Source organism: Shewanella sp. HL-SH5, from assembly GCF_051163755.1.
Lineage (GTDB): Bacteria > Pseudomonadota > Gammaproteobacteria > Enterobacterales > Shewanellaceae > Shewanella > Shewanella glacialimarina.
In genome coordinates, this window is record NZ_CP195038.1 from 1,226,614 (window position 1) to 1,247,673 (window position 21,060).

The 21,060-nt window shown below is 40.6% G+C and carries 17 protein-coding genes and 3 tRNA genes; 14 read left to right on the forward strand and 6 right to left on the reverse strand.

The window, feature by feature from the left end; genetic code table 11:
* The first annotated feature begins 588 nt into the window (after positions 1 to 588).
* On the forward strand, positions 589 to 2,358 hold the full coding sequence (locus ACRWQM_RS05320) for a SulP family inorganic anion transporter (RefSeq protein WP_434926700.1): 1,770 nt from the start codon (positions 589 to 591) through the stop codon (positions 2,356 to 2,358).
* Positions 2,359 to 2,455: 97 nt separating this feature from the next.
* Here ACRWQM_RS05320 and ACRWQM_RS05325 read toward each other — a convergent pair whose 3' ends face one another.
* Genes ACRWQM_RS05325 through ACRWQM_RS05335 form a run of 3 tightly spaced genes read right to left on the reverse strand, consistent with a single transcriptional unit; the run spans position 2,456 to position 6,233 of the window.
* Positions 2,456 to 3,514: an HlyD family secretion protein gene (locus ACRWQM_RS05325; RefSeq protein WP_434931488.1), complete on the reverse strand. Its 1,059-nt coding sequence runs from the start codon at positions 3,512 to 3,514 to the stop codon at positions 2,456 to 2,458.
* Positions 3,514 to 4,842 carry a glycosyltransferase family 2 protein gene (locus tag ACRWQM_RS05330; protein ID WP_434931489.1) on the reverse strand — a complete coding sequence of 443 codons (1,329 nt, stop codon included), beginning with the start codon at positions 4,840 to 4,842 and terminating at the stop codon, positions 3,514 to 3,516. Before ACRWQM_RS05330 ends, ACRWQM_RS05325 begins: the two co-directional genes overlap by 1 nt.
* Positions 4,839 to 6,233: a diguanylate cyclase domain-containing protein gene (locus tag ACRWQM_RS05335; RefSeq protein ID WP_434931490.1), complete on the reverse strand. Its 1,395-nt coding sequence runs from the start codon at positions 6,231 to 6,233 to the stop codon at positions 4,839 to 4,841. Before ACRWQM_RS05335 ends, ACRWQM_RS05330 begins: the two co-directional genes overlap by 4 nt.
* A gap of 439 nt (positions 6,234 to 6,672) precedes the next feature.
* On the opposite strand from ACRWQM_RS05335, the gene ACRWQM_RS05340 reads away from it, so the two are divergent.
* Positions 6,673 to 7,296, forward strand: coding sequence for a 2OG-Fe(II) oxygenase (locus tag ACRWQM_RS05340; protein WP_434931491.1), 624 nt, complete (start codon positions 6,673 to 6,675; stop codon positions 7,294 to 7,296).
* 60 nt (positions 7,297 to 7,356) lie between these two features.
* Entirely contained in the window at positions 7,357 to 7,761 is a 405-nt protein-coding gene (locus ACRWQM_RS05345) for a hypothetical protein (RefSeq protein ID WP_434926695.1), read from the forward strand.
* A 147-nt stretch (positions 7,762 to 7,908) separates the two neighbouring features.
* Here the strand turns inward: ACRWQM_RS05345 and ACRWQM_RS05350 are convergent, their stop codons facing one another.
* The gene (locus tag ACRWQM_RS05350; RefSeq protein ID WP_434931492.1) at positions 7,909 to 8,664 is read right to left on the reverse strand and encodes a substrate-binding periplasmic protein; all 756 of its coding nucleotides are present in this window, start codon (positions 8,662 to 8,664) and stop codon (positions 7,909 to 7,911) included.
* 121 nt (positions 8,665 to 8,785) lie between these two features.
* On the opposite strand from ACRWQM_RS05350, the gene ACRWQM_RS05355 reads away from it, so the two are divergent.
* The 8 genes from ACRWQM_RS05355 to ACRWQM_RS05390 all read left to right on the forward strand — a co-directional run bounded on the left by ACRWQM_RS05355 (position 8,786) and on the right by ACRWQM_RS05390 (position 13,607).
* Positions 8,786 to 9,334 (forward strand): DUF1569 domain-containing protein, encoded by a 549-nt coding sequence (locus tag ACRWQM_RS05355; protein WP_434931493.1) that lies wholly within the window; start codon positions 8,786 to 8,788, stop codon positions 9,332 to 9,334.
* A 41-nt stretch (positions 9,335 to 9,375) separates the two neighbouring features.
* Positions 9,376 to 9,798, forward strand: a complete 423-nt coding sequence (locus tag ACRWQM_RS05360; protein WP_434931494.1) for a secondary thiamine-phosphate synthase enzyme YjbQ — start codon at positions 9,376 to 9,378, stop codon at positions 9,796 to 9,798.
* Between the two features lie 203 nt (positions 9,799 to 10,001).
* Positions 10,002 to 10,646, forward strand: coding sequence for a UvrY/SirA/GacA family response regulator transcription factor (uvrY, locus tag ACRWQM_RS05365; RefSeq protein ID WP_226414368.1), 645 nt, complete (start codon positions 10,002 to 10,004; stop codon positions 10,644 to 10,646).
* 74 nt (positions 10,647 to 10,720) lie between these two features.
* The gene (gene uvrC / locus ACRWQM_RS05370) at positions 10,721 to 12,553 is read left to right on the forward strand and encodes an excinuclease ABC subunit UvrC (protein ID WP_434931495.1); all 1,833 of its coding nucleotides are present in this window, start codon (positions 10,721 to 10,723) and stop codon (positions 12,551 to 12,553) included.
* A gap of 44 nt (positions 12,554 to 12,597) precedes the next feature.
* Positions 12,598 to 13,146: a CDP-diacylglycerol--glycerol-3-phosphate 3-phosphatidyltransferase gene (gene pgsA / locus ACRWQM_RS05375; protein WP_226414372.1), complete on the forward strand. Its 549-nt coding sequence runs from the start codon at positions 12,598 to 12,600 to the stop codon at positions 13,144 to 13,146.
* Positions 13,147 to 13,303: 157 nt separating this feature from the next.
* Positions 13,304 to 13,379, forward strand: a tRNA-Gly gene (locus ACRWQM_RS05380).
* A gap of 18 nt (positions 13,380 to 13,397) precedes the next feature.
* Positions 13,398 to 13,471 (forward strand) — tRNA-Cys (locus ACRWQM_RS05385).
* Positions 13,472 to 13,521: 50 nt separating this feature from the next.
* A tRNA-Leu gene (locus ACRWQM_RS05390) sits at positions 13,522 to 13,607 on the forward strand.
* A gap of 1,028 nt (positions 13,608 to 14,635) precedes the next feature.
* Here ACRWQM_RS05390 and panP read toward each other — a convergent pair.
* The gene (gene panP / locus ACRWQM_RS05395; RefSeq protein WP_434931496.1) at positions 14,636 to 16,276 is read right to left on the reverse strand and encodes a pyridoxal-dependent aspartate 1-decarboxylase PanP; all 1,641 of its coding nucleotides are present in this window, start codon (positions 16,274 to 16,276) and stop codon (positions 14,636 to 14,638) included.
* Positions 16,277 to 16,792: 516 nt separating this feature from the next.
* On the opposite strand from panP, the gene ACRWQM_RS05400 reads away from it, so the two are divergent.
* Entirely contained in the window at positions 16,793 to 18,760 is a 1,968-nt protein-coding gene (locus ACRWQM_RS05400) for a BCCT family transporter (RefSeq protein ID WP_434926689.1), read from the forward strand.
* A gap of 109 nt (positions 18,761 to 18,869) precedes the next feature.
* On the forward strand, positions 18,870 to 19,223 hold the full coding sequence (locus ACRWQM_RS05405) for a YajD family HNH nuclease (protein WP_226414380.1): 354 nt from the start codon (positions 18,870 to 18,872) through the stop codon (positions 19,221 to 19,223).
* Between the two features lie 125 nt (positions 19,224 to 19,348).
* Here the strand turns inward: ACRWQM_RS05405 and ACRWQM_RS05410 are convergent, their stop codons facing one another.
* Positions 19,349 to 19,573 (reverse strand): DUF1289 domain-containing protein, encoded by a 225-nt coding sequence (locus tag ACRWQM_RS05410; protein ID WP_434926687.1) that lies wholly within the window; start codon positions 19,571 to 19,573, stop codon positions 19,349 to 19,351.
* Between the two features lie 108 nt (positions 19,574 to 19,681).
* Here ACRWQM_RS05410 and ACRWQM_RS05415 point away from each other — a divergent pair, with 108 nt between their 5' ends.
* On the forward strand, positions 19,682 to 21,022 hold the full coding sequence (locus ACRWQM_RS05415; RefSeq protein ID WP_434931497.1) for a methyltransferase: 1,341 nt from the start codon (positions 19,682 to 19,684) through the stop codon (positions 21,020 to 21,022).
* Positions 21,023 to 21,060: the final 38 nt, after the last annotated feature.

The window sequence follows — 21,060 nt, forward strand, 5'->3', positions numbered from 1 at the left end:
GAAGCGAGCATGAACGTGAATGATGTGGCTAATGAAGCAATGACTTCTCACCATCATCACTATGCCAAATGCTATTTAAGCTACATTGCCTTGATTAGACACCTTATTGGCGCGCATTAATGAGTACAATCACCAAAGTCGTTTACACCTTAAATGAGCCTGAAACTAACTGTGCACAAAGCACCTCTGACTTGAATAGTGCCATCTTAGGGTTAACCGATAAATGTCTAGTGCCCCTGATATTTCAAAGGATTGAAAAGCGTCAGGCAGCGATAAGATCGCACTAAGAGAGCCTCTATATGTGTTTGCTGTAAACGATGATTTGACAGCTAACTGACAGACGAAGTAGATGAATTTGTTGATTGATTTTAATTTGACTGCAAAAGCAGTCAAATAAGTTAGGCTCGCCTATTGACTGGCGGAAGGCTCATATGTGTTAATATCCACTAAGGGCAATTATCGGGTTATGCAGCAGAGGTTCATTTTTATGTCACATTTCTGTGCTAGAAAAAAATCACACAAGTTGCTGTAATTTTTTTAATAAAAACCTATCATTGCTGCATTAGCTTTAATGACAAGGAAACTGCTGTGTTGTCACGTTTGTACGAGTTTATGCCAGGTTTAAATACACTTATTAACTATGAGCGAAAGTGGTTTGCGGATGATGTTAAAGCGGCATTATCAGTTGCTGCTGTAGCGCTTCCGGTTGCAATAGCTTATGCCCAACTTACCGGCGTTAACGCAGCTGTTGGTTTATATTCCTGCGTCTTACCTATGATGATATATGCTTTGTTTGGCACCTCAAGGCAACTTATTGTTGGGCCTGACGCAGCGACTTGTGCTGTTATTGCAGCAGTGGTTACGCCACTGGCGGCCGGCGACAGTGTTAAGCATTGGCAACTGGTTATGACCATGACCGCAATGACCGGGTTTTGGTGTTTAATTGCTAGCCGATTTAAATTAGGGGTATTGGCTGATTTTCTGTCCAAGCCAATTTTAATGGGGCTATTAAATGGTGTGGCAATTACCATTATTGTTGGTCAGTTTTCAAAAATATTCGGTTTCACTTTCGATGAAAGATACTTACTTGAACGTTTAGGTGGCGCACCTACTTATTTGTCAAAAACCCACGTTCCGACCTTATTAATGGCCATACTCACAGTGGCGATTTATTTTGGTATGAAACGGTTAAGACCAAGCTGGCCCTCATCAATGTTTGCCATCGCGTTTGGGGCGATATTAGTTTGGGTGTTTAACCTTGAGCAATTTGATGTCAAAACCATAGGGGAAGTAGCAGGAGGATTACCTTTGTTTCAAGCGCCAGAATTTAACGTTGGTATTATTCGCGAACTTGTTATGCCTGCACTTAACTTAGCGGTAGTCAGCTTTGTCAGTATGATGCTGACTGCCCGCAGTTTTGCGGCCAAAAATGGTTATGACATTGATGCAGATAAAGAGTTTAGAGCACTGGGGCTGGCGAATATAGCCTCAGCATTATCACAGGGATTTGCAGTAAGTGGCGCTGACTCCCGTACCGCGGTGAATGATGCTAATGGTGGTAAAACACAATTAGTGTCAATTATTGCTGCGGCGATTATTGCCATTATTGCTATTTTTCTGACTGCGCCGCTGGAGTTTATTCCAAGTGCTGCGCTCGGTGTGGTGTTGGTGATAGCGTCAGTGCATCTTTTAGATTTAAAAGCTGTGTGGCAATTAAGACTACGCGACAAACAAGCCTTTTACTTAGCGTCAATAACCTTATTTGCGGTATTGTTTATCGGTGTTATCCCTGGGATTACATTGGCCGTGTTATTGGGTTTGTTCCAATTTATTCGAACGGTTATGCGCCCAACAGATCAGGTTTTAGGGGTTGATATAAAAGGGGTGATCAGAAGTTTAGATAGCAGTGACAAAGCTAAACCTGTGGCTGGTATCTTCATCTATCGTTTTAATTCACCGTTAACTTACTTTAATTCAGGTTATTTTAAACGTCGATTGTTAGAGCAATACGCAAGACAAAAAGGCGATATAAAATGCGTTATTATTGATGCTGTACCGTGTTTTACTCATTTAGATTTAAGTGTAATGGCAATGCTTGCCGATTTAGATGCGCTGTTTAAAAAGCGCGGCGTGCGGCTTGAGCTTGCTGGTAGAAAGCGTCAATTACTCTCATGGTTTGAACAGACCGGGATGAAGTCTGGCAATGAAGGTATTTATATCCGTTCAGACTTGTACCTAGCGTTAAAAGTCAATCAAAGTAAACAAGCGGCAGATGAGGCATTGCAGGAACATGGGCCCGATACTGAGCAAGATAAGTTTGAGCAACATAAGGTTGTGCTGACCCACAGCCAAATATAGACTTCGTCCTCAGGTTAAACTGAGGACGTTTAGGCGCAGGTTTAAGTTTAGGTACAGGCTATGTACGTTATCAAGTTTGACCTTGAAACATCATTAACTACTGATAGTCGAAGATAACTTCTACAGGTAAACCTTCAATGGATACTGGAAGTGAATCATCGGGCGTTAGAATTATTTTTAACACCGCCTTATCACCTTCAAAAGGCCCTGATAACTGCTGTGGTAATCGACTCACTAATTCAGTTGGCTCAGAAATTTTTGCTCTGAGCTTACTACCATCAGGCAGCTTAATTGTTGCCTGTTGTCCTATTTGTGCGTGGCTAAAGTATTTAGGGGCTAGATAGGCAGTAATAACAGGTTTTTTGCGACCAGAGATTAGTAACATGGGTTGGTTCTCAACAATATATTCCCCCGACTGAACCATTATATCGACTATTTGACTGTCAAATGGTGCTGTGGTTGTTAGCTGATTCTTGATGGCTATTAAGCTCACAAGTTCTAATTCAATTTCATTTTTAGATAATGTTACACTGCCGGCAGACGACAGTATTTTTTGGCGTTGTTTTTCTTGGGCTAAATCCGCTTTCGACTTAGCGAGTTCCATTTTAGAAGATATATAGGTTTGATGGACCATTGCCATTTCTGCCGATGCAATAAGGCCTTTATTTTTTTGCTGTAAGTCTTGATATTGTTTTACTAATCGTTCTTGGGCTGTCACGCCTTCCTCGGCGATAGATATTCTCTGCCTAAGCTGCAACAAAATAGCATTGTCCAAGCCAACACTTTCGCGCTCAAATTTGTCGAGATGGTCTTTTAGCTTTGTTATTTTAGCGTCAAGCTGCGGGTTTGATATGGTAAGAATCACGTTGCCTTTTTTGACTTTATCTCCACCACTGACCTCTAAATTAACTAGTACTCCATTATAAGGTGATCTTACTTCTAAAGGTTCAGTGGTTATGATTCCGTTGGCTAGAATAAATATTTCAGGCCGAATTAAGATCCAAGAGATTAATATTAAAGGAATAATTACCAGTAATAGTAATAAATACCAACGATTTTTAAAACCGCTACGTTTAGCGCCAGCATAGGGTACTTTTAATCCATTATCAGTTTGAGGCTTACTGGACTTAGGTGATGCGTTATAACTTACTTTCACTAAAATTTTCTCCCGCGTTTTAACACCCACCAAGGTGCCATAGAGCTTTCTTCATGCGACCGACGAATCATTTCATTTAAGAGGGCAAACAAGCACACCATTCTCATAAACAGTGCGTAAAAAGGGTAAAGTGGTAACCATTTAATTAAAGATAAATCCTGTTTTAGTCGCTCTGAAATAGCACACAGCACAAAGAGGTAAAAAAATAACAGAATAGAGAAGTAAATGGTGTAAATAACCAAGGAAATAGAAACAACAAATTGCCAAGGATATAATGCCACTATTCCGACACTGTAAATAAAAATAACAAATGGCATTAATACATTTTGTAAAAAGCCATAAATTAATGTGAATATGAAGGTACTAAACCCTAATAGTTTTGGCGTAAACGCAGGCCAATGCTTTCTGAAATAAAGAAAAAGTAAATCGCCATCCCAGCGTAACCTCTGCCAAACAAGCTCTTTCAAAGTAACAGGGGCGTCAGTATGTCCTATGGCTAGGGTTGCAAACGGAATTCGCCATTGGGGGTGCCTTTTAAAATACTGCTTAATCCTAATCGTTAGATCTAAATCCTCAGCAGTATGAGTGTCCCATCCACCTATTTGAATCAAAAAAGTACGACGAAATGCGCCAAACGCACCTGAAATATTATTGATAAGGTTCCATTGGCTTAACCCGGTTTTCCCACCCTGCATAGAGATTAAATATTCGATTGCTTGCATACGAGTCACTATCGATTGGGAAACATTTCGTACTCTTAGTGCGCCGCCTAAGGCGGGTACATTTGGATCTTCAAAATACGGCACCACCTGGCTGACCATATCATTATCAAATGAAGTATCAGCATCTGCATTGATCACTATTTCACCGCTAGCAAAGTGTAATCCTGCATTTAAAGTTGATACTCGTCCACCTCTTTGCCATTTAGGTAAAACAATCACTTTTCTATTGGGTAGATTGCACGCCTGTGCAGATTGAATCGCCGACTCATAAGTTAGTGCATTTTGTACCGCGCCATCTACCACCGCAATAATTTCAATATTTCCAGGGTAGGTTTGCTCAATGAGTGATGAGATTGTACTCATTACCGCCTTGCCTTCAGCGTAACAGGTAATAATACAAGATACTTTGGGTTGATAAATGGAAGCTTTCGGTGTTTGAATGAAGGTCACATAATGAAAGCGTAAAATACCACTGATAACTATCATCATCAGAGGTAATTCATAAATAAATATTAGCGGTAAAAGCCATATAAAAAACAACAAATGATTAGCGAGTTGATACCAAATATCTGTAAAGATATAAAGTATTGTATGTAGTTCGCTCATATCGTTATAGACTTGGTAGTTAAAATTTGGTCTGTGAGCCAATCTTCAACATTATCACCTATATCCGCCGGTAAGCTGATGGCTTTTACGGTAAATTCAATATTTGATTTATCTTGATACTCTTTTACATTCAGTAGTTTTGAGTAAATTGATTGCAATTGTTTTGTATTTGTCATCGGGAGCAATATTAACAGGCCATTATCGGTATAGTTTGTACACGCATCGGTTACCCGAACAATACTTCTTAATCTGTCTTGAAAAGCATCCAATTGCATTAGAGCCTTCGCTTCACCTTCAGATTGTAAAAATTGATTAAAATTAATCAGCTGTATACACAGTAAGGTATGGGTATGTTTATGCCTTTTAGCTAATTTGTTTTGCCAATCAATTAACCATAATAACTGCTGCAGACTCATTTGCTCTCCTGCAGAGAGTGAAAACAAAGTGTGCTTTTTACCTTGAATTGCCAATATTCGACCTTGGCTAGTTAGCTTGAATCCATAAACATTTCTTACATGCAGAGCATCAATCGCATGGGCTTGTCCGCACTGTAAGCATTCAGCTTCAACCTGTGCTTCTACAAAAATATGTTCACAATTATTACAGTGCTGATTTTCTATTGGGCGGTCATAATCCACCCCAATATGGCGTAAATGTTGTAAACAATTAGGGCACTGTAAGCTGGTTAATTTTTTGAAATCGTCTTTAGCACCCACATGGCCACAATTGAAGCAATGCAAACTACTTCGATTACCAATATCAATATTTTTACAACTTGGGCATATATCAATGTAGTTTAAATGGCCGCAATGACAGTCTGGGCATAGTCTGATCCGATTGACTAAATGGTCGGTTTCAATCCAGTTATTTTGTCTAATACCATTTAGCCATGAAAAACAATCTTCAGGCGCTATTCCCCAAGCTTGCAATAGTGGATAAACATAGAGTCGCGAGCTTTGAGGTTGGCGCATTGGTTCAAGAATACTGTCGCTATGTAGCCACATATAACAAAGTAGTTTAAACGCTAAATTATCTTGATAATCCAGTTTGACTAGGGAAGATTTTTCTAAAAAGGTGTCAAGCTGAGTGGTTACATTTTGAGTTAACATGCCATTGGATAAATACCCAGACAGCTTGCTTTCCTTAATAACGAGCAAAAGGCAAAGCGATAACTCATCATCTTTTCTAATTGCGTCGAGTTGCTTGTCTTGTTGATCCTCTGGAAGCGACAATACAATCAGAGCAGGTTTTAGGCCGCTCGATTTTAAGTGTTCAAACGAGGTGAAATGTTGAAAGTCTAACGGCCAATCTTCATTTGATAAATGGCCCACCCAGCAAAGAATGGATTCACAGTACCTTTTATCCGCACTAGCGTGCACATCGCTCAACATAACAATCTCAACGTTAAATATTTGGGACGGCATAGTACAGTAATGCAGAGAGTTATAGAATATAAATAGTACTGAAATTGTTTGAATATACATCTAACGTATGAATTTTTAACTTTATAATATTTAAGTATATTGATTATAAAAAGCTATCTATACCAGTGGTATAGTGGTTTAAAGGTTTGGCTAAACGGTTTGACTTAATTGAAGTTTAATTTGCTAATCGATATTGGCAGGAAGATATTTATTTTGTTGTCATAATGCCATTGTTAAACTAGTATTCGCAGCCTAAATGGGTATTCACACTCTATTGAAAAATTCGGGCGTATTTAATTATTCCCTTTAAATTTAGCAAACCACGCCCCCTCGAAATTCTGACTTAATCTTGTTTTTTAAGTCCTAAAGTAAAGTAAAAAGCGTCGTCTCTTTGGATGTAGCATGTATGGTTTCGCCGATAAGTGAAGCAGTGCTGGATGTGATCGCAGATGCGTTAGTCGATAAAGGCTATAGTCTTTTATCAGATATCATTCCTGATTATGTTAGTTTAGCCCTACTTGAAAAAATGCAGGCTAAGCATGACATTGATTTTAAATATGCGGCTATTGGTCGTGGTATTGAACAGCAAGTTAATGCTGAGATCCGCTCAGATAAAATCAGTTGGCTTGATAAACAAGACCACACAGACAAAGCGTACCTGTCTATTATGGAGCAACTTAGAGAGGGCCTTAATCGACGCTTATTTATGGGGTTGTTTGATTATGAGAGCCACTATGCAGTGTATGAGCCTGGGGCACATTATAAAAAGCATGTCGATGCTTTAAAAGGCAGCCAAAATCGAATTCTTACAACGGTATTTTTCTTAAATCCACATTGGCAATTGGACGATGGCGGCGAGCTGCTTATTTATGATGAGTTCGATATACTGCTAGAAACGGTAAAGCCTCAGATGGGAACGTTAGCCATATTTTTAAGTGAGCGCTTTCCCCATGAAGTGTTACCAACATTAAAAACCCGTAACAGTATTGCGGGGTGGTTTAGGGTAAGTCATGCAACGCATGGTTTTTAATGGTATCTTTGATTTTAATGACGTGTTTTTTTAAATTTAGCACACTAAATAGGACGGGATATGAGTATTAAAGCGAAATGGTTATTAACGGCCTCGTTAGTATGTTTAAGCCAAGCTGTCTGCGCACAAGATCAGGCCGAGAAAGCCTTTGCCGATGAAGTGGTTCAGTGTGCAGCTTATTACCAAATCGCTTCGGAAGCGATTGGTGCAATGAACGCACCGCAAATGCAGGCAGTGGGTGAGCGTTTAAAAATATCGGCGACTGATGCTGCTACATTAGCTGCAAAATATCGCAGTGCAGAACAAGTAGCAAAAGATATTATAGCCGAGAAACAACAACAAATTGCTAAATTAGGTGGCTCGTCTAATTTAGGCGGGTTAATGGGGCAATACAAAGAGTTGTGCAAAACCGTTGTCTATGAGCCTCAAAAACGACTGGACTATTGGTCGATGGTGACCATGTAGCATCCCAACATTAATAACGCTACCTTGCTAATACAGAAAAACCGTATTCAATGAATACGGTTTTTTGTTAGCTTATAATTTATCACCTGAAAGAATTAATATGCACAGCCTATAAAGCTATTCTTTAAGTTATTGTTTGTTATGTTTTTATAATCCATAGTTTGCCGCTAATCGGGGTAATATATTTTGTTCTTGCAGCAGTGATATCCATTTTGTAAGTTGTTGCTTGCTAATAGGTGCTTTGGGATTTAATAAAACACCATGGTCATATTTTTGGTCCCATTTCTTAGAAATTAATAGCTGAGATTTGACCTCAGGATACTGGGCTAAATAGAATTGCAAATAAGACCAGGTTACAGGGGCGATATTTGCTCGGCCTCTGAGTATGCTCACAATTGAGGCCTCGTTTGATCTGACGAATTGAATATTGTAATCATTATTAAGTGCCTTTGGGTCAACTTGCCACTGAGCAAATGCATAATGATATCCTTTTACCAGGCTGAGTACTTTACCGTTAAAGTTATCAAAATATTGTTGTTCGATAGCCTTGTCTTTCAACGCAATAAAGAGTTCTCCATCATTAATATGTAATGGCACAAATTCATGTTCAATATCTTGCCAACCCCAAATAGGGCTTTCAAATAATATCATGTCATAACGGTCCATCTTATACGCTTTATAGCGGTTACCAATACTCGTCGCAACAAATTCAAATTGTACTTCTGATTGAATGCCATTCAATGCCTTTACCACATCAACTGATAATCCAGTATAAAGTCCATCACTTGATTGATTTAAGTAGGGCGCAAATTGATAACCAGCAACCTTAACAATAGGTTTGCTGTGGGCAGATTGTACCGATAAGACGGCAAAAATAAGTAATATGAATAATTGGCGATGCATAGTATTTTTATGAGTATTATATATGTACAAAAATGTACCACAAAGGTTGCAAGATAAATACTGTAATCAAAGTGACAATAAGGTGCATTGGTTAGATAAATAATATGAAATGGGCGTGATGATGAATAGAAGACAGTTTATGCGGTTCAGTTTAGCCACGACGACCATGCTGGCCATAGGTGGCACAGCTTGGGTGAGTGTAGAACCTGAAGTGGTACCACTTGATATAGACTCCATGATTTCATTGCTTGATAAGGTTATGATAAGTCATCCAGTCGCTAATGGAGAGTGGGATGTCGCTCAAATTTTGCAGCACTGTGCACAGAGTGTGGAATATTCAATGTTGGGTTATCCGCAACACAAATCTGATTTATTTAAAGTAACTCTTGGGTCATTGGCATTTGCTGTGTTTGAGTCAAAAAGAAAAATGTCACATAGTTTAAGTGAACCTATTCCGGGTGCAGCAAGTTTGGATAAGCAGTTACTGTTGAATACGAGTCATAACCTCACAAATGCTTATGCGCGTTTTAAACAATCATTAATTGATTTTCGAGCCTATGATGGAGTCCTAGCGCCGCACTTTGCCTATGGTGCGCTAACTAAAAAGCAATATGAGTTAGCCCATAGCATGCATTTTATGGATCATTTATTTGAAGTTGAACTCCGATAGTTCTGATAATCATGTTATTAAAATAGACCCTAAGCGAGAAAATGATGTGGTTTCAAAAAAGCATCCAACTAGCGGCTAAAAGACGAGGCTTTCACCTCGTTGAAGATGAGTTATTGCAACAATTACCTGAGCTTAAAACCTTTGAAATAGGCTTGGCGCATTTTTTCATTCAACACACCTCAGCGTCACTGACATTAAATGAAAATGCCGACCCAACGGTAAGGGGCGATTTTGAACGACATTTCAATGTTATGGTGCCTGAAAATGCCCCTTATTATCGACATACCTATGAAGGTGCTGATGATATGCCCGCGCATATTAAGTCGACACTCATAGGTGCTGAACTGACCATCCCCATTAGTAAGGGGCGCCTTAATTTGGGGACGTGGCAGGGGATTTACCTGTGTGAACACAGAGACCAAGGTTCGGCGCGCAATATTATTGTGACCTTAAGTGGCCAGTAAGTAATCAGCTTGAGGCACAGACCATTTTTATTTAGTTGAAAGTTGGCTTATCGTGCTTGTCTTGCTTGTGTGAGTTCAAGGATTAGTGATAAATTTGTCTGCTAGAAACTTCAAAGCATCATATGTTTTATTATGTCGATGTTTCGCAAAACAAAAATGCCAACATTCAGGATGAATGGCAAATAATAAATAGGTGGTTGAAGTTGATATCTGTATATTTAGTTGATGATCATGAGTTAGTTCGTACTGGGATCCGTCGCCTTTTAGAAGATGAGCGTGGCATTAAAGTAGTTGGTGAAGCACATGATGGTGAAACCGCCGTACAATGGTCTCGTCAGAATGAAGCTGATGTTATTTTAATGGACATGAACATGCCTGGAATGGGCGGTTTAGAAGCGACACGTAAAATACTACGTTATCAGCCTGATGCTAAAATAATAGTACTAACGGTACAAACTGAAGACCCTTTCCCTAAAAAAGTTATGCAAGCGGGGGCGTCGGGTTACTTAACCAAAGGTTCAACTTCCCCAGAGGTTATCCGCGCAATTAGCCAAGTGTCTCGTGGCCAGCGTTATTTATCCCCTGAAATTGCCCAGCAAATGGCGTTAAGCCAGTTCGATAGCAGCGATGAAAATCCTTTTACTAGCCTTTCAGAGCGTGAGTTACAAATCATGCTGATGATAACCAACGGTGAGAAAGTAAATGAAATTTCTGAAAAGCTCAATCTAAGTCCTAAAACGGTTAATAGTTATCGTTACCGATTATTCGCTAAGTTAGGCATTAATGGTGATGTTGAATTGACCCGCTTAGCCATTCGATACAAAATGCTCGACACGGGTTCATTCTAATCAAAGTTCGCGAGAGCCCAATTAGGTTGTCGTGATTTTTATTTGTGTCACCATTAAATGTGTTGTAATCAATTATGTCTGAAGGGTTCCAATCTAAACCATTCCTTAGCACTGTAACATCATCACCAGGCGTTTATCGTATGTACGATAAACTCGACAAAGTGATTTATGTTGGCAAAGCCAAAGACCTTAAAAAGCGTTTAACCTCTTATTTTCGGTCTAATTTACCCAATGTAAAAACCCAGGCATTAGTCGCTAACATTGATCACATCGATGTCACGGTTACCCACAGCGAAACCGATGCACTTATTTTAGAAAATGACTATATCAAGCAGTACATGCCTAAATATAATGTATTGTTACGTGATGATAAGTCTTATCCTTATATTTTACTGAGTGGCCATAAACATCCGCGTTTGGCTTATCATCGCGGAGCAAAGCGCGAGAAAGGTCATTATTTTGGGCCATATCCTAACGGCGGTGCTGTTCGCGAAAGCCTTAATTTAATGCAGAAGTTATTCCCTATTCGTCAATGTGATGACCTGTACTACAAATCTCGTTCTCGCCCGTGTTTACAGTATCAATTGTCCCGTTGTAGCGCTCCGTGCGTTGGTATTGTGTCTGATGATGATTATCAAGAGCAGGTTAAATTAGCCACGTTATTTTTACGCGGCAAAGATCAGCAGGTGATCAGCACTTTAGTGGATAAAATGGAACATGCTGCTATTAACATGGCCTATGAGCAAGCTGCTCAATATCGAGATCAAATTAGCGCATTACGTAAAGTAAGTGAGCAACAAGAAGTCTCTAATAATAAAGGTGATATGGACGTTGTTGGCGTGCATTATGCGTCTGGAATTGTCTGTTTTCACTTACTGTTTATTCGAGAAGGTAAGATTTTTGGTAGCCGCAGTTATTACCCAAGTGTGCCAGTGGCCACAGAGTTAGATGAGGTATTATCATCATTTTTGGGGCAGTTTTATTTAAATGAAGACGTGCAGCGCACAGTGCCCAAAGAAGTGATCCTCAGCCACGAATTTGACGGGATGGAAGTGGTCGCCGCCTCAATAGAACAGGCGTTACAGAAAAAGTTTTCGATAAAAACACACGTTCGTGGTGAGCGAGCTAACTTTTTACGTTTAGCGATAACAAATGCCAGTAATGCCGTGGCTACCAGATTGTCACACAAGAATACAATTGAACAACGTTTTAGCTTACTAGAAGAGGCCTTAGAGCTGTCTACGCCAATAAACCGTATGGAATGCTTCGATATCAGCCATACCATGGGTGAGAGTACAGTGGCTTCGTGTGTGGTGTTTAATCGTGAAGGGCCGCATAAAGCGGATTATCGACGCTATAACATCAATGGTATAACGGGCGGAGATGACTATGCAGCAATGGAGCAAGCAATTAGCCGCCGCTTTGACCGAATTGATGAAACCGGCAAGGTGCCTGATATTTTATTTATTGATGGTGGGTTAGGCCAACTTCGTATTGCGCAAAACATCGTTGATGAAAAATGTGCCCATTTAGCTAAACCACCTTTGATTGTGGGGGTAACGAAAGGAGAAGGGCGTAAAGCGGGGTTAGAAACCTTTGTATTAGGTGGTTCTGAAGAGATTATTCAAATTGCCAGTGATTCACCCGCATTTCACCTTGTTTTGCATATTCGAGATGAGTCTCATCGTTTTGCTATTACAGGACACCGTAATAAACGTCAGAAAACGCGTAATACTTCAACTTTAGAATCGATAGCGGGTGTTGGACCTAAAAGACGTAAAGCTTTATTGCAACATTTGGGCGGATTACAGGAAGTAAAGGGTGCCAGTGTGGCAGAATTAACAAAAGTTCCCGGAATTAGCCTAGAAATGGCACAAACGATTCATGACACATTGCGAGGGGGCTAAAATTAAGGCAAGATTGGCGCAGCTTACGAATAATTGGTCTATTTATGCCGTTTAACTTACCTATTGCATTAACACTGTTTCGTTTAGTGCTACTGCCTGTATTTATATTTTTCTTTTATTTACCCTATACTTGGGCACCTTTTGCTGCAGCATTTATTTTCTGGCTTGCTGCGGTGACGGATGCATTAGATGGTTATGCTGCCCGTAAATTAGGTCAACTAACCCGTTTTGGTGCTTTTTTAGACCCAGTTGCAGACAAGGTGATGGTATCGACTGCATTAGTCTTGTTGGTTCAGCAAAATGATAATATTTATTTAACTCTAGCCGCATTGTTTATGATTGGACGTGAGATTGTTATTTCAGCATTACGAGAGTGGATGGCTGAAATAGGCAAACGTGGTGTTGTTGCCGTGTCCTGGATTGGCAAATATAAAACAGCAGCCCAAATGGCCGCTATAGTCGGTTTGATTTGGCAACCTACGCCATTTCTAACGGATATGGCCTATGTGTTGTTCTATGTGGCAGCATTGCTGACTTTCTGGTCGATGATAAGTTACATTTCAGCGGCTTGGAATGATTTAACCGCGGAATAGCACATAAATACTTCAATAAGATTATTTAGTGCGCAAACGATAAGTTTTAATAAAAACAGCAATTGACACCGGGGATGAAATCGGTAAAATGCACCCCCGTAGACAAGAGACTAACAGCTAGACAGCTTAGTGCTTAAAGCGAGTTAATCAGATTTACGCGACATTAGCTCAGTTGGTAGAGCGATACCTTGCCAAGGTATAGGTCATCAGTTCGAACCTGATATGTCGCTCCAAATCCTTTTTTACGTTGTGGCGCGATGGCAGAATGGCTATGCTGCGGATTGCAAATCCGTCGACCTCGGTTCGACTCCGGGTCGCGCCTCCACTAAATTGCGTTTAATGGCTTTGATGTTAAAGCGGTTAAAACAACACTTTGCCCGAGTGGTGGAATCGGTAGACACAAGGGATTTAAAATCCCTCGCTGAATAAGCGTGCCAGTTCAAGTCTGGCCTCGGGTACCATTATTAGACTCACCTTGATATTTTATATCTGGATTGAGTGATGGATAAACCAGCCTCGACATTACGTCGGGGCTTTTTTATGTCTGAAAGTCAGTAATGTTTGAATTAGCAGGCACGCTAAAGCAAGCGTACCACTGTCGTTGTCAGTGCAGTCTGGCCTCGGGTACCATTATTAGACTCACCTTGATATTTTATATTTGGATTGAGTGATGGATAAACCAGCCTCGACATTGCGTCGGGGCTTTTTTATGCCTGTAGGTTTTTAATGTTTGAATTAGCAGGCACGCTAAAGCAAGCGTGCCACTTTCCGTTGTCAGAACAGTCTGGCCTCGGGTACCATTATTAGACTCACCTTGATATTTTATATTGGATTGAGTGATGGATAAACCAGCCTCGACATTGCGTCGGGGCTTTTTTATGCCTGTAGGTTTTTAATGTTTGAATTAGCAGGCACGCTAAAGCAAGCGTGCCACTTTCCGTTGTCAGAACAGTCTGGCCTCGGGTACCATTATTAGACTCACCTTGATATTTTATATTTGGATTGAGTGATGGATAAACCAGTCTCGACATTACGTCGGGGCTTTTTTATGCCTGTAGGTTTTTAATGTTTGAATTAGCAGGCACGCTAAAGCAAGCGTGCCACTTTCCGTTGTCAGAACAGTCTGGCCTCGGGTACCATTATTAGACTCACCTTGATATTTTATATTGGATTGAGTGATGGATAAACCAGCCTCGACATTGCGTCGGGGCTTTTTTATGCCTGTAGGTTTTTAATGTTTGAATTAGCAGGCACGCTAAAGCAAGCGTGCCACTTTCCGTTGTCAGAACAGTCTGGCCTCGGGTACCATTATTAGACTCACCTTGATATTTTATATTTGGATTGAGTGATGGATAAACCAGCCTCGACATTACGTCGGGGCTTTTTTATGTCTGAAATTTATTGGGTTAATAAGTTTATCGGCATTAGTTTTTTATCAAAAAAAAGCCTCAACAATCACAGTTGAGGCTTAAAACTTGAGTCTTGAAGACTATAGCGCTAGTAATTGCGGATAAAATTCGTTATCTAATTGGGCTATTTGGGTTTGCTCGTTGAGCACGTCAGCTAAGATTTCATGGCTGGTTAACGGATTCGCTAAAACCACTCTGAATACGGTTGTGTGCTGTCTTTGATACCTTGCAGGGCGAATACGGGTGCGAGATACAAATGACTTACCTTGTTCACGCTGGTGCTTTTGAATAAATTGAGTTAAGCCATCCAAAAGCTCATTAGTTCTGGCAACCATTTCAAAGTCATTAATCGCAATTGCTTCAGTCAGCTTTAACTGTACCGACAGTGGCACATACCGATAGGTTAACAAACAAAGCTCTGGTTCGGTGACTAGCTCAAACTCTGAATGCTGCTCAATTAGCTGTGCAAAATAACGGGCTTTTTCTAAGCTGTTATTGATTAATATTTCATAGCCTTCACGACCAATAATTTGTAGGCAAGCGTGCACTAGCATAGCCATGCCAGGGCGAGAGCCCTCAAGGGTTTGGCTGCCTAAATCCTTTGACCCCACACGGAGAATATATTCCGCATGATGGGCAATAGTATGTGCCAGTTCAGGGTCTTTAAATAACACCATACCGGCACCCATTGGCACATACATTTGTTTATGGGCATCAATAGTCACTGAGTCAGCCAGTTCAATTCCCTTAAGTAAATAACGATACTTATTGGACAGTAAACTGGCGCCGCCCCAGGCTGCGTCAACGTGAAAATGGCAGCCAAGCTCCGTGGCGAGTTCGGCTAACTCGGTTAATGGATCTACGTTCCCTGTCTCTGTGGTGCCAGCAACGCCGACTATGGCCATTACTTTTATATTCTTTTGCTTAAGCTTTAACGCGGCTTGGCGCATGGCGGATACATCGACTTTATTATTGGCATCCGTAGGGATACTCACAATATTATCCCGACCAATGCTGAGTAAATCAGCGGCTTTACCTAATGAATAGTGGCCTCGTTCAGACACTAAAATCGCTAAATCATCATAACCATAATGGCGTAGTGCTTTAAGCATGCCTTCTCGGCCTACACCTTTGAAACTTCCCTCAGCTTTTAACACTTGATTGCGGGCTATCCACAGTGCAGTAATGTTGGCCACTGTACCACCAGAGCAAAATGCGCCTAAAGAATGATTGGCGCTGTGCATCCATTGTTGGTAAAAAGCTTCATTTTGATCATAAATTAAATGATGCATCATGCCTAAAACCTGACGCTCAAGTGGGGTAAAGGCTTTAGATGTTTCAATTTTAACTAAGTTTTGATTGAGCCCAACCATCATTTTAGACAAGGGCAATACAAAATAGGGTAAGGCAGAGGTCATGTGACCAATAAAACTAGGCGCAGAAGTGTGCACCGAGTGCGCCACTAAGTTTTGCATAATTTCATCTGTGTAATCAGATACAAAGCGAGGCGCAGCTGGTATTTCAAACGCTTGAAAGTCGGTTTCTATTTCTGCCAATGGTTTTTCTAACGCGGCAATGCTGTTTCCCAAAAAGCCTGCTAAGTCTTGGGAAAGCTTTTGTTCGATAATACTTAAGGTCGACTTAGCATCTTCTGGCACAGTAAAAATGCGCAATAAACTTTGTTCTGATGCATCAGCTTGACGGGTTATATTCGAGGTCATTTAGGCTTGCCGTAATAATAAAAAAGCGCCTCAATGAGTATTGGTTAATGTTGATAGAAGTACAACAATACCCATTGACGAAATAAGGGGGCTAACTTTACTTTATGGCTTAGTTTGCTTCAAGTTTTTATCTTCATTGCCTGTGGGGCAATCGTCATATTTTTACTACAGCTTTATCACCTAAACTAACCGCAGTAACTAACGCGCAATATCCATGGTAGGCACATTGAATTTCTGCATGGTTTGCAGCACAACGCATGCTCGGCTAAATTGGCAATTATTTTGCGTTGGTCGACAGTTACGGCTTGTTAACTGATTAAGTGTTTTTATTTTACACATACACAATAAAAATGTTCGATTACCGCACTAGAGTCATGTTTATCCACATGTCTGCACTAAATAGCAGTCAGTTATGCTAGTATTAGCCACTAATTTTTGTGCCGTTTTAATTAAAGAATAACACCTATTATTTAATTAACTTTTTGGTACAAAGCGTTACTTTTTACGGGAGACATTATGTCTATTAAGACAAGTATCAACCCGCCTGTATTTCTCTCTTCAGTTATTCTTATTACCATGATGGTTTTACTCTGTGCCATCGCACCAACTGAAGCTAACTTGTTTTTTAAATCAGTACAGCACTGGTTAGAAGTAAAAACGGGTTGGATGTACATATTAGGCGTTGCCATCTTCTTAGTGTTTATCATTTTTGTGATGATGAGCCGCTTTGGAGATATTAAGTTGGGGCCAGAGCATTCTGTGCCTGATTATAGTTATAAAAGTTGGATCGCCATGCTGTTTTCGGCAGGTATGGGCATAGGGCTGATGTTCTTTGGTGTAGCAGAGCCTGTGATGCACTACCTGGCGCCACCCGATGCATCACCTGAATCGATTAAAGCGGCGAAAGATGCATTAAAGATTACTTTTTTCCACTGGGGCATTCATGCCTGGGCTATTTATGCTGTAGTGGCGCTGTCATTAGCCTACTTCTCGTATCGACACAAATTACCTTTATTACCTCGCTCCGCCTTATACCCGTTAATTGGCGAGCGGATTTATGGTCCAATTGGTCATGCCGTTGATACCTTTGCGGTACTTGGCACTATGTTTGGTGTGGCTACTTCATTAGGTTTTGGTGTGCTGCAGATAAACTCAGGTTTGAGCTATCTTATTGACGGCCTGCCTAACAATACCACTGTGCAGGTGGTGTTGATTGTGATCATCACAGGCATTGCCACTTTATCGGTGTTTTCAGGACTCGATAAAGGCGTAAAACGCTTAAGTGAGTTGAACTTAGGTTTAGCATTATTATTAATGGTATCGGTATTAGTGCTGGGGCCAACTGTGTTGTTGATGCAATCTTTTGTGCAAAACACCGGTGGATATTTAAGTGAGATTGTTGGTAAAACATTTAACTTATATGCCTATGAGCAAAAAGATGACTGGATAGGTGGTTGGACATTATTGTATTGGGGCTGGTGGATCTCATGGTCTCCTTTTGTGGGTACCTTCATTGCGCGCGTCAGTCGCGGGCGTACTATTCGTGAATTCTTAATCGGCGTGTTATTTGTGCCATCAGCGATTACTTTTTTATGGATGACAGTGTTTGGTAATACGGCAATCGATGCCATTGCCAATCATGGTGCGAGTTATTTATCTGAAGCGGTATCCAGTGATGTATCAGTTGCACTGTTCAAGTTTTTTGAACACATGCCATTCTCGACGATTTTATCAACAATTGCTGTCTGTTTAGTGGTGACATTCTTTGTGACATCATCTGATTCTGGCTCACTGGTTATTGATAATTTAACCTCGGGCGGTGACAATAATGCTCCAGTTTGGCAACGTATATTTTGGGCGGCATTACAGGGTGTTGTAGCATCTGTGTTGTTGGTGGCGGGTGGTTTACAAGCGCTGCAAACGGCCGCTATTGCCAGTGCAATGCCATTTTTAATCGTGATGCTATTGATGTGTGTGGGTCTGTATAAAGCATTAAAAGATGATTGGCTTAAAATCAACAGCGTGCAGTCACACAATACCAGCGTGCAATATGTTAAGGCCAATATGACCTGGCAAGACAGATTAGATATTTTAGTGTCTATGCCCAGTAGAGAGGATGCACAAAATTATCTTGATACTATAGCTCAACCGGCGTTAACTGAAATGAGAGATACCCTAATAAGCAAGGGCCAATTAGCGGATATTATTTTTAAGGATGAGCGGGTTAGGTTGGTTATTGGGCCAGATGACTTATTGTCGTTTGTATATGGCCTTCGTATACGAGCTTACACAGTTACGGGCACAACAGAAGAGAATATTAGCTCTGATCAAGCCTATTATCGTGTGGAGGTTTTCCTTGAGCACGGTGGTCAGCAATATGATGTGATGGGATATACTCAAGAGCAAATTACAGCTGATATTGTCACTCAATATGAGCGTTATTTGCATTACGTGCACTTGTCGCATGCGGAACTTGTCGATTAATCAACGCTAATTACTGCACATTTGTGCATTAACAAAACAAAATCATTGCCCCAAGCGATAAGCCTTATTATCCTTGGGGCAATTTATTTATGCTGAGGTTAGATTCGACATGGTTGGTGAGAGCAAATTAGACAAGGTATTGGCTGAAGCAAGAGACTATAAAGCCAAGCGTGAGACCGGTTATCGTGAACAGGCGTTAAAGCTCTACCCTTGGGTTTGCGGACGCTGTACTCGAGAGTTTACCCATAAAAACTTGAGTGAGTTAACCGTACATCATCGTGATCATAACCACGATAACAATCCATCGGATGGCACTAATTGGGAATTGTTGTGTTTATATTGTCATGATAATGAGCATTCGCGTTTTGAAGAGTTAATTCGTTATGGCAGTACTACAGAAAACAAGCAAGATGTCGCGACCCATAATCCGTTTGCCAATTTAAAGTCGATGATGAAAAAGTAAGCTTGTTTATTCATAGTGCCAATAGCCATATCAGCTTGAATGCCGTTAATGGGTCAAGCTGAGTGCTATTGTTTACGTTTGCTTGAGAGTGCCAGCTAATACATTAATAATGTTGTGATGTTTGCCTAAAGTAATCTTTTTTCAGCATCTAACCATTTAGCTCTTGATAGAGTCTGGCTATTTTTACTGTCAGCGAACTGTAATTTACGAGATTCTAGTTGATCCAAAATGTGTTGCTGTTGTTGATCGTTGGCCTGTGACCAGATAACAATTTCATCGACATGTCGATAACACCCCATACAGAAATCATCTTCATTTAAGCCACATCGAGCGACGCAAGGTGAATGCATTAAGTTTACCTGCCTATTTTTCGGTAATGATATGCCTTGATATTATCATGTTTAAAATTGAGCTGTTACAATTGCAGTCATCGATTTGCTAATGTGTTAACTGTCATTATGGCCGAACAGGTTCAAATATCTCAGCAAGATAGCGAGTTACCGCAATCTGCCGATCTCCCCCTAAAAGATGTTATCAAGCCAGATTACGCTACTCGGCTAAGCCAATTATCCACGTTATTAGCGTTGACCCAGCCTTTATGGCAGGTGGTGGCATTTGATTGCAAGTACCTGCCTTGGCAACAAGCATTTCCAACATTAGCTGCCAAACTATGGCGCATTCCTGATACTGAGATTGATCTAATAGACAGTAACCCCTCGTTACTGTTAAGCAGTTTACTGCCGGCATTAGAACAGGATTTGCAAGCTGCAAAACAGCACCAGACTCTCAGTTTGCTGCCGTTACTTAATCGCCAAGCTTATGAGTTGGCAGCGGAAATAAATCAGCCCATTGATGAGTCTGCTCTTAAACATTTTAGTGGTCATATTAAAGGCCGTAAATGGCAACAAATTATTGCTTTTACTGAGCAGGCTTTTGCTAATAACCATGACCACCTTCCAATACTTGAGTGGTGCGCAGGTAAGGGTCATTTAGGCCGATTGATTGCAAAAACACAACAAGGTTCTGTGACCAGCTTAGAGTGGCAACAGGATCTCTGTGAGCAAGGGCAGTCTTTTGCTGATAAATGGCAGTTAGACCAGAAATTTATTTGTGCAGATGCGTTTGCCGATGTTGGCGCAAATACTTCGCCGATTAAACAAACACAACATGCAGTGGCTTTGCATGCCTGTGGCGATTTACATGTTCGTTTACTTCACTTGGCCAGTGAAGCAGGTACCCAGATTATTTCAATTTCGCCATGTTGTTATCATTTGATCCAAAATAGCTATTATCAGCCATTATCAAGTATCGCAAAACAAGCTAAATTAACCTTGTCCCGACATGATTTACAATTGCCATTGCAGCAAAGCGTGATTGCCAATCAAAAACACAATGTCCTAAGACAACAAGAAATAGCATGGCGTTTAGGGTTTGATAGTTTGCAAAGAACAGTACGCCAATCGGATCAATATTTGCCCATACCCACCATCAAGCAAAGCCAGTTAGCCGGTTCGTTTAGTGATTTTTGTTTTTGGGCAGCAGCCCAGAAAAGTATATCTATACCCAGTGATACTATTTTTGATGATTATCTTCAGCAAGGGCTTAACCGTCAGAGGTTAACCCAGCGGATCGATCTGGTTCGACATTTATTCAGGCAAGCTATCGAGCAATGGTTGTTAATAGATAGAGTGTGCTTTTTAAACGAGCAAGGTTACCAGGTAACACTGACGGAATTTTGTCCAACTGAAATAACCCCAAGAAATGCTTTAATCCATGCCTATAAAACACATTTGGTTTAATTTATGTTATTAAGCTTTTGTTTAGACTGTTTTATTTT

What these genes read in the sequence shown, in the direction of transcription:
- ACRWQM_RS05360 (WP_434931494.1), top strand. Translation starts at nt 9,376, where the DNA reads ATGATGTGGTTTCAAAAAAGCATCCAACTAGCGGCTAAAAGACGAGGC.
- ACRWQM_RS05345 (WP_434926695.1), top strand. Translation starts at nt 7,357, where the DNA reads ATGAGTATTAAAGCGAAATGGTTATTAACGGCCTCGTTAGTATGTTTA.
- ACRWQM_RS05350 (WP_434931492.1), bottom strand. Translation starts at nt 8,664, where the DNA reads ATGCATCGCCAATTATTCATATTACTTATTTTTGCCGTCTTATCGGTA.
- ACRWQM_RS05405 (WP_226414380.1), top strand. Translation starts at nt 18,870, where the DNA reads ATGGTTGGTGAGAGCAAATTAGACAAGGTATTGGCTGAAGCAAGAGAC.
- panP (WP_434931496.1), bottom strand. Translation starts at nt 16,276, where the DNA reads ATGACCTCGAATATAACCCGTCAAGCTGATGCATCAGAACAAAGTTTA.
- ACRWQM_RS05355 (WP_434931493.1), top strand. Translation starts at nt 8,786, where the DNA reads ATGAATAGAAGACAGTTTATGCGGTTCAGTTTAGCCACGACGACCATG.
- ACRWQM_RS05340 (WP_434931491.1), top strand. Translation starts at nt 6,673, where the DNA reads ATGGTTTCGCCGATAAGTGAAGCAGTGCTGGATGTGATCGCAGATGCG.
- ACRWQM_RS05415 (WP_434931497.1), top strand. Translation starts at nt 19,682, where the DNA reads ATGGCCGAACAGGTTCAAATATCTCAGCAAGATAGCGAGTTACCGCAA.
- uvrC (WP_434931495.1), top strand. Translation starts at nt 10,721, where the DNA reads ATGTCTGAAGGGTTCCAATCTAAACCATTCCTTAGCACTGTAACATCA.
- ACRWQM_RS05330 (WP_434931489.1), bottom strand. Translation starts at nt 4,842, where the DNA reads ATGAGCGAACTACATACAATACTTTATATCTTTACAGATATTTGGTAT.
- ACRWQM_RS05335 (WP_434931490.1), bottom strand. Translation starts at nt 6,233, where the DNA reads ATGTTGAGCGATGTGCACGCTAGTGCGGATAAAAGGTACTGTGAATCC.
- ACRWQM_RS05410 (WP_434926687.1), bottom strand. Translation starts at nt 19,573, where the DNA reads ATGCATTCACCTTGCGTCGCTCGATGTGGCTTAAATGAAGATGATTTC.
- ACRWQM_RS05400 (WP_434926689.1), top strand. Translation starts at nt 16,793, where the DNA reads ATGTCTATTAAGACAAGTATCAACCCGCCTGTATTTCTCTCTTCAGTT.
- pgsA (WP_226414372.1), top strand. Translation starts at nt 12,598, where the DNA reads ATGCCGTTTAACTTACCTATTGCATTAACACTGTTTCGTTTAGTGCTA.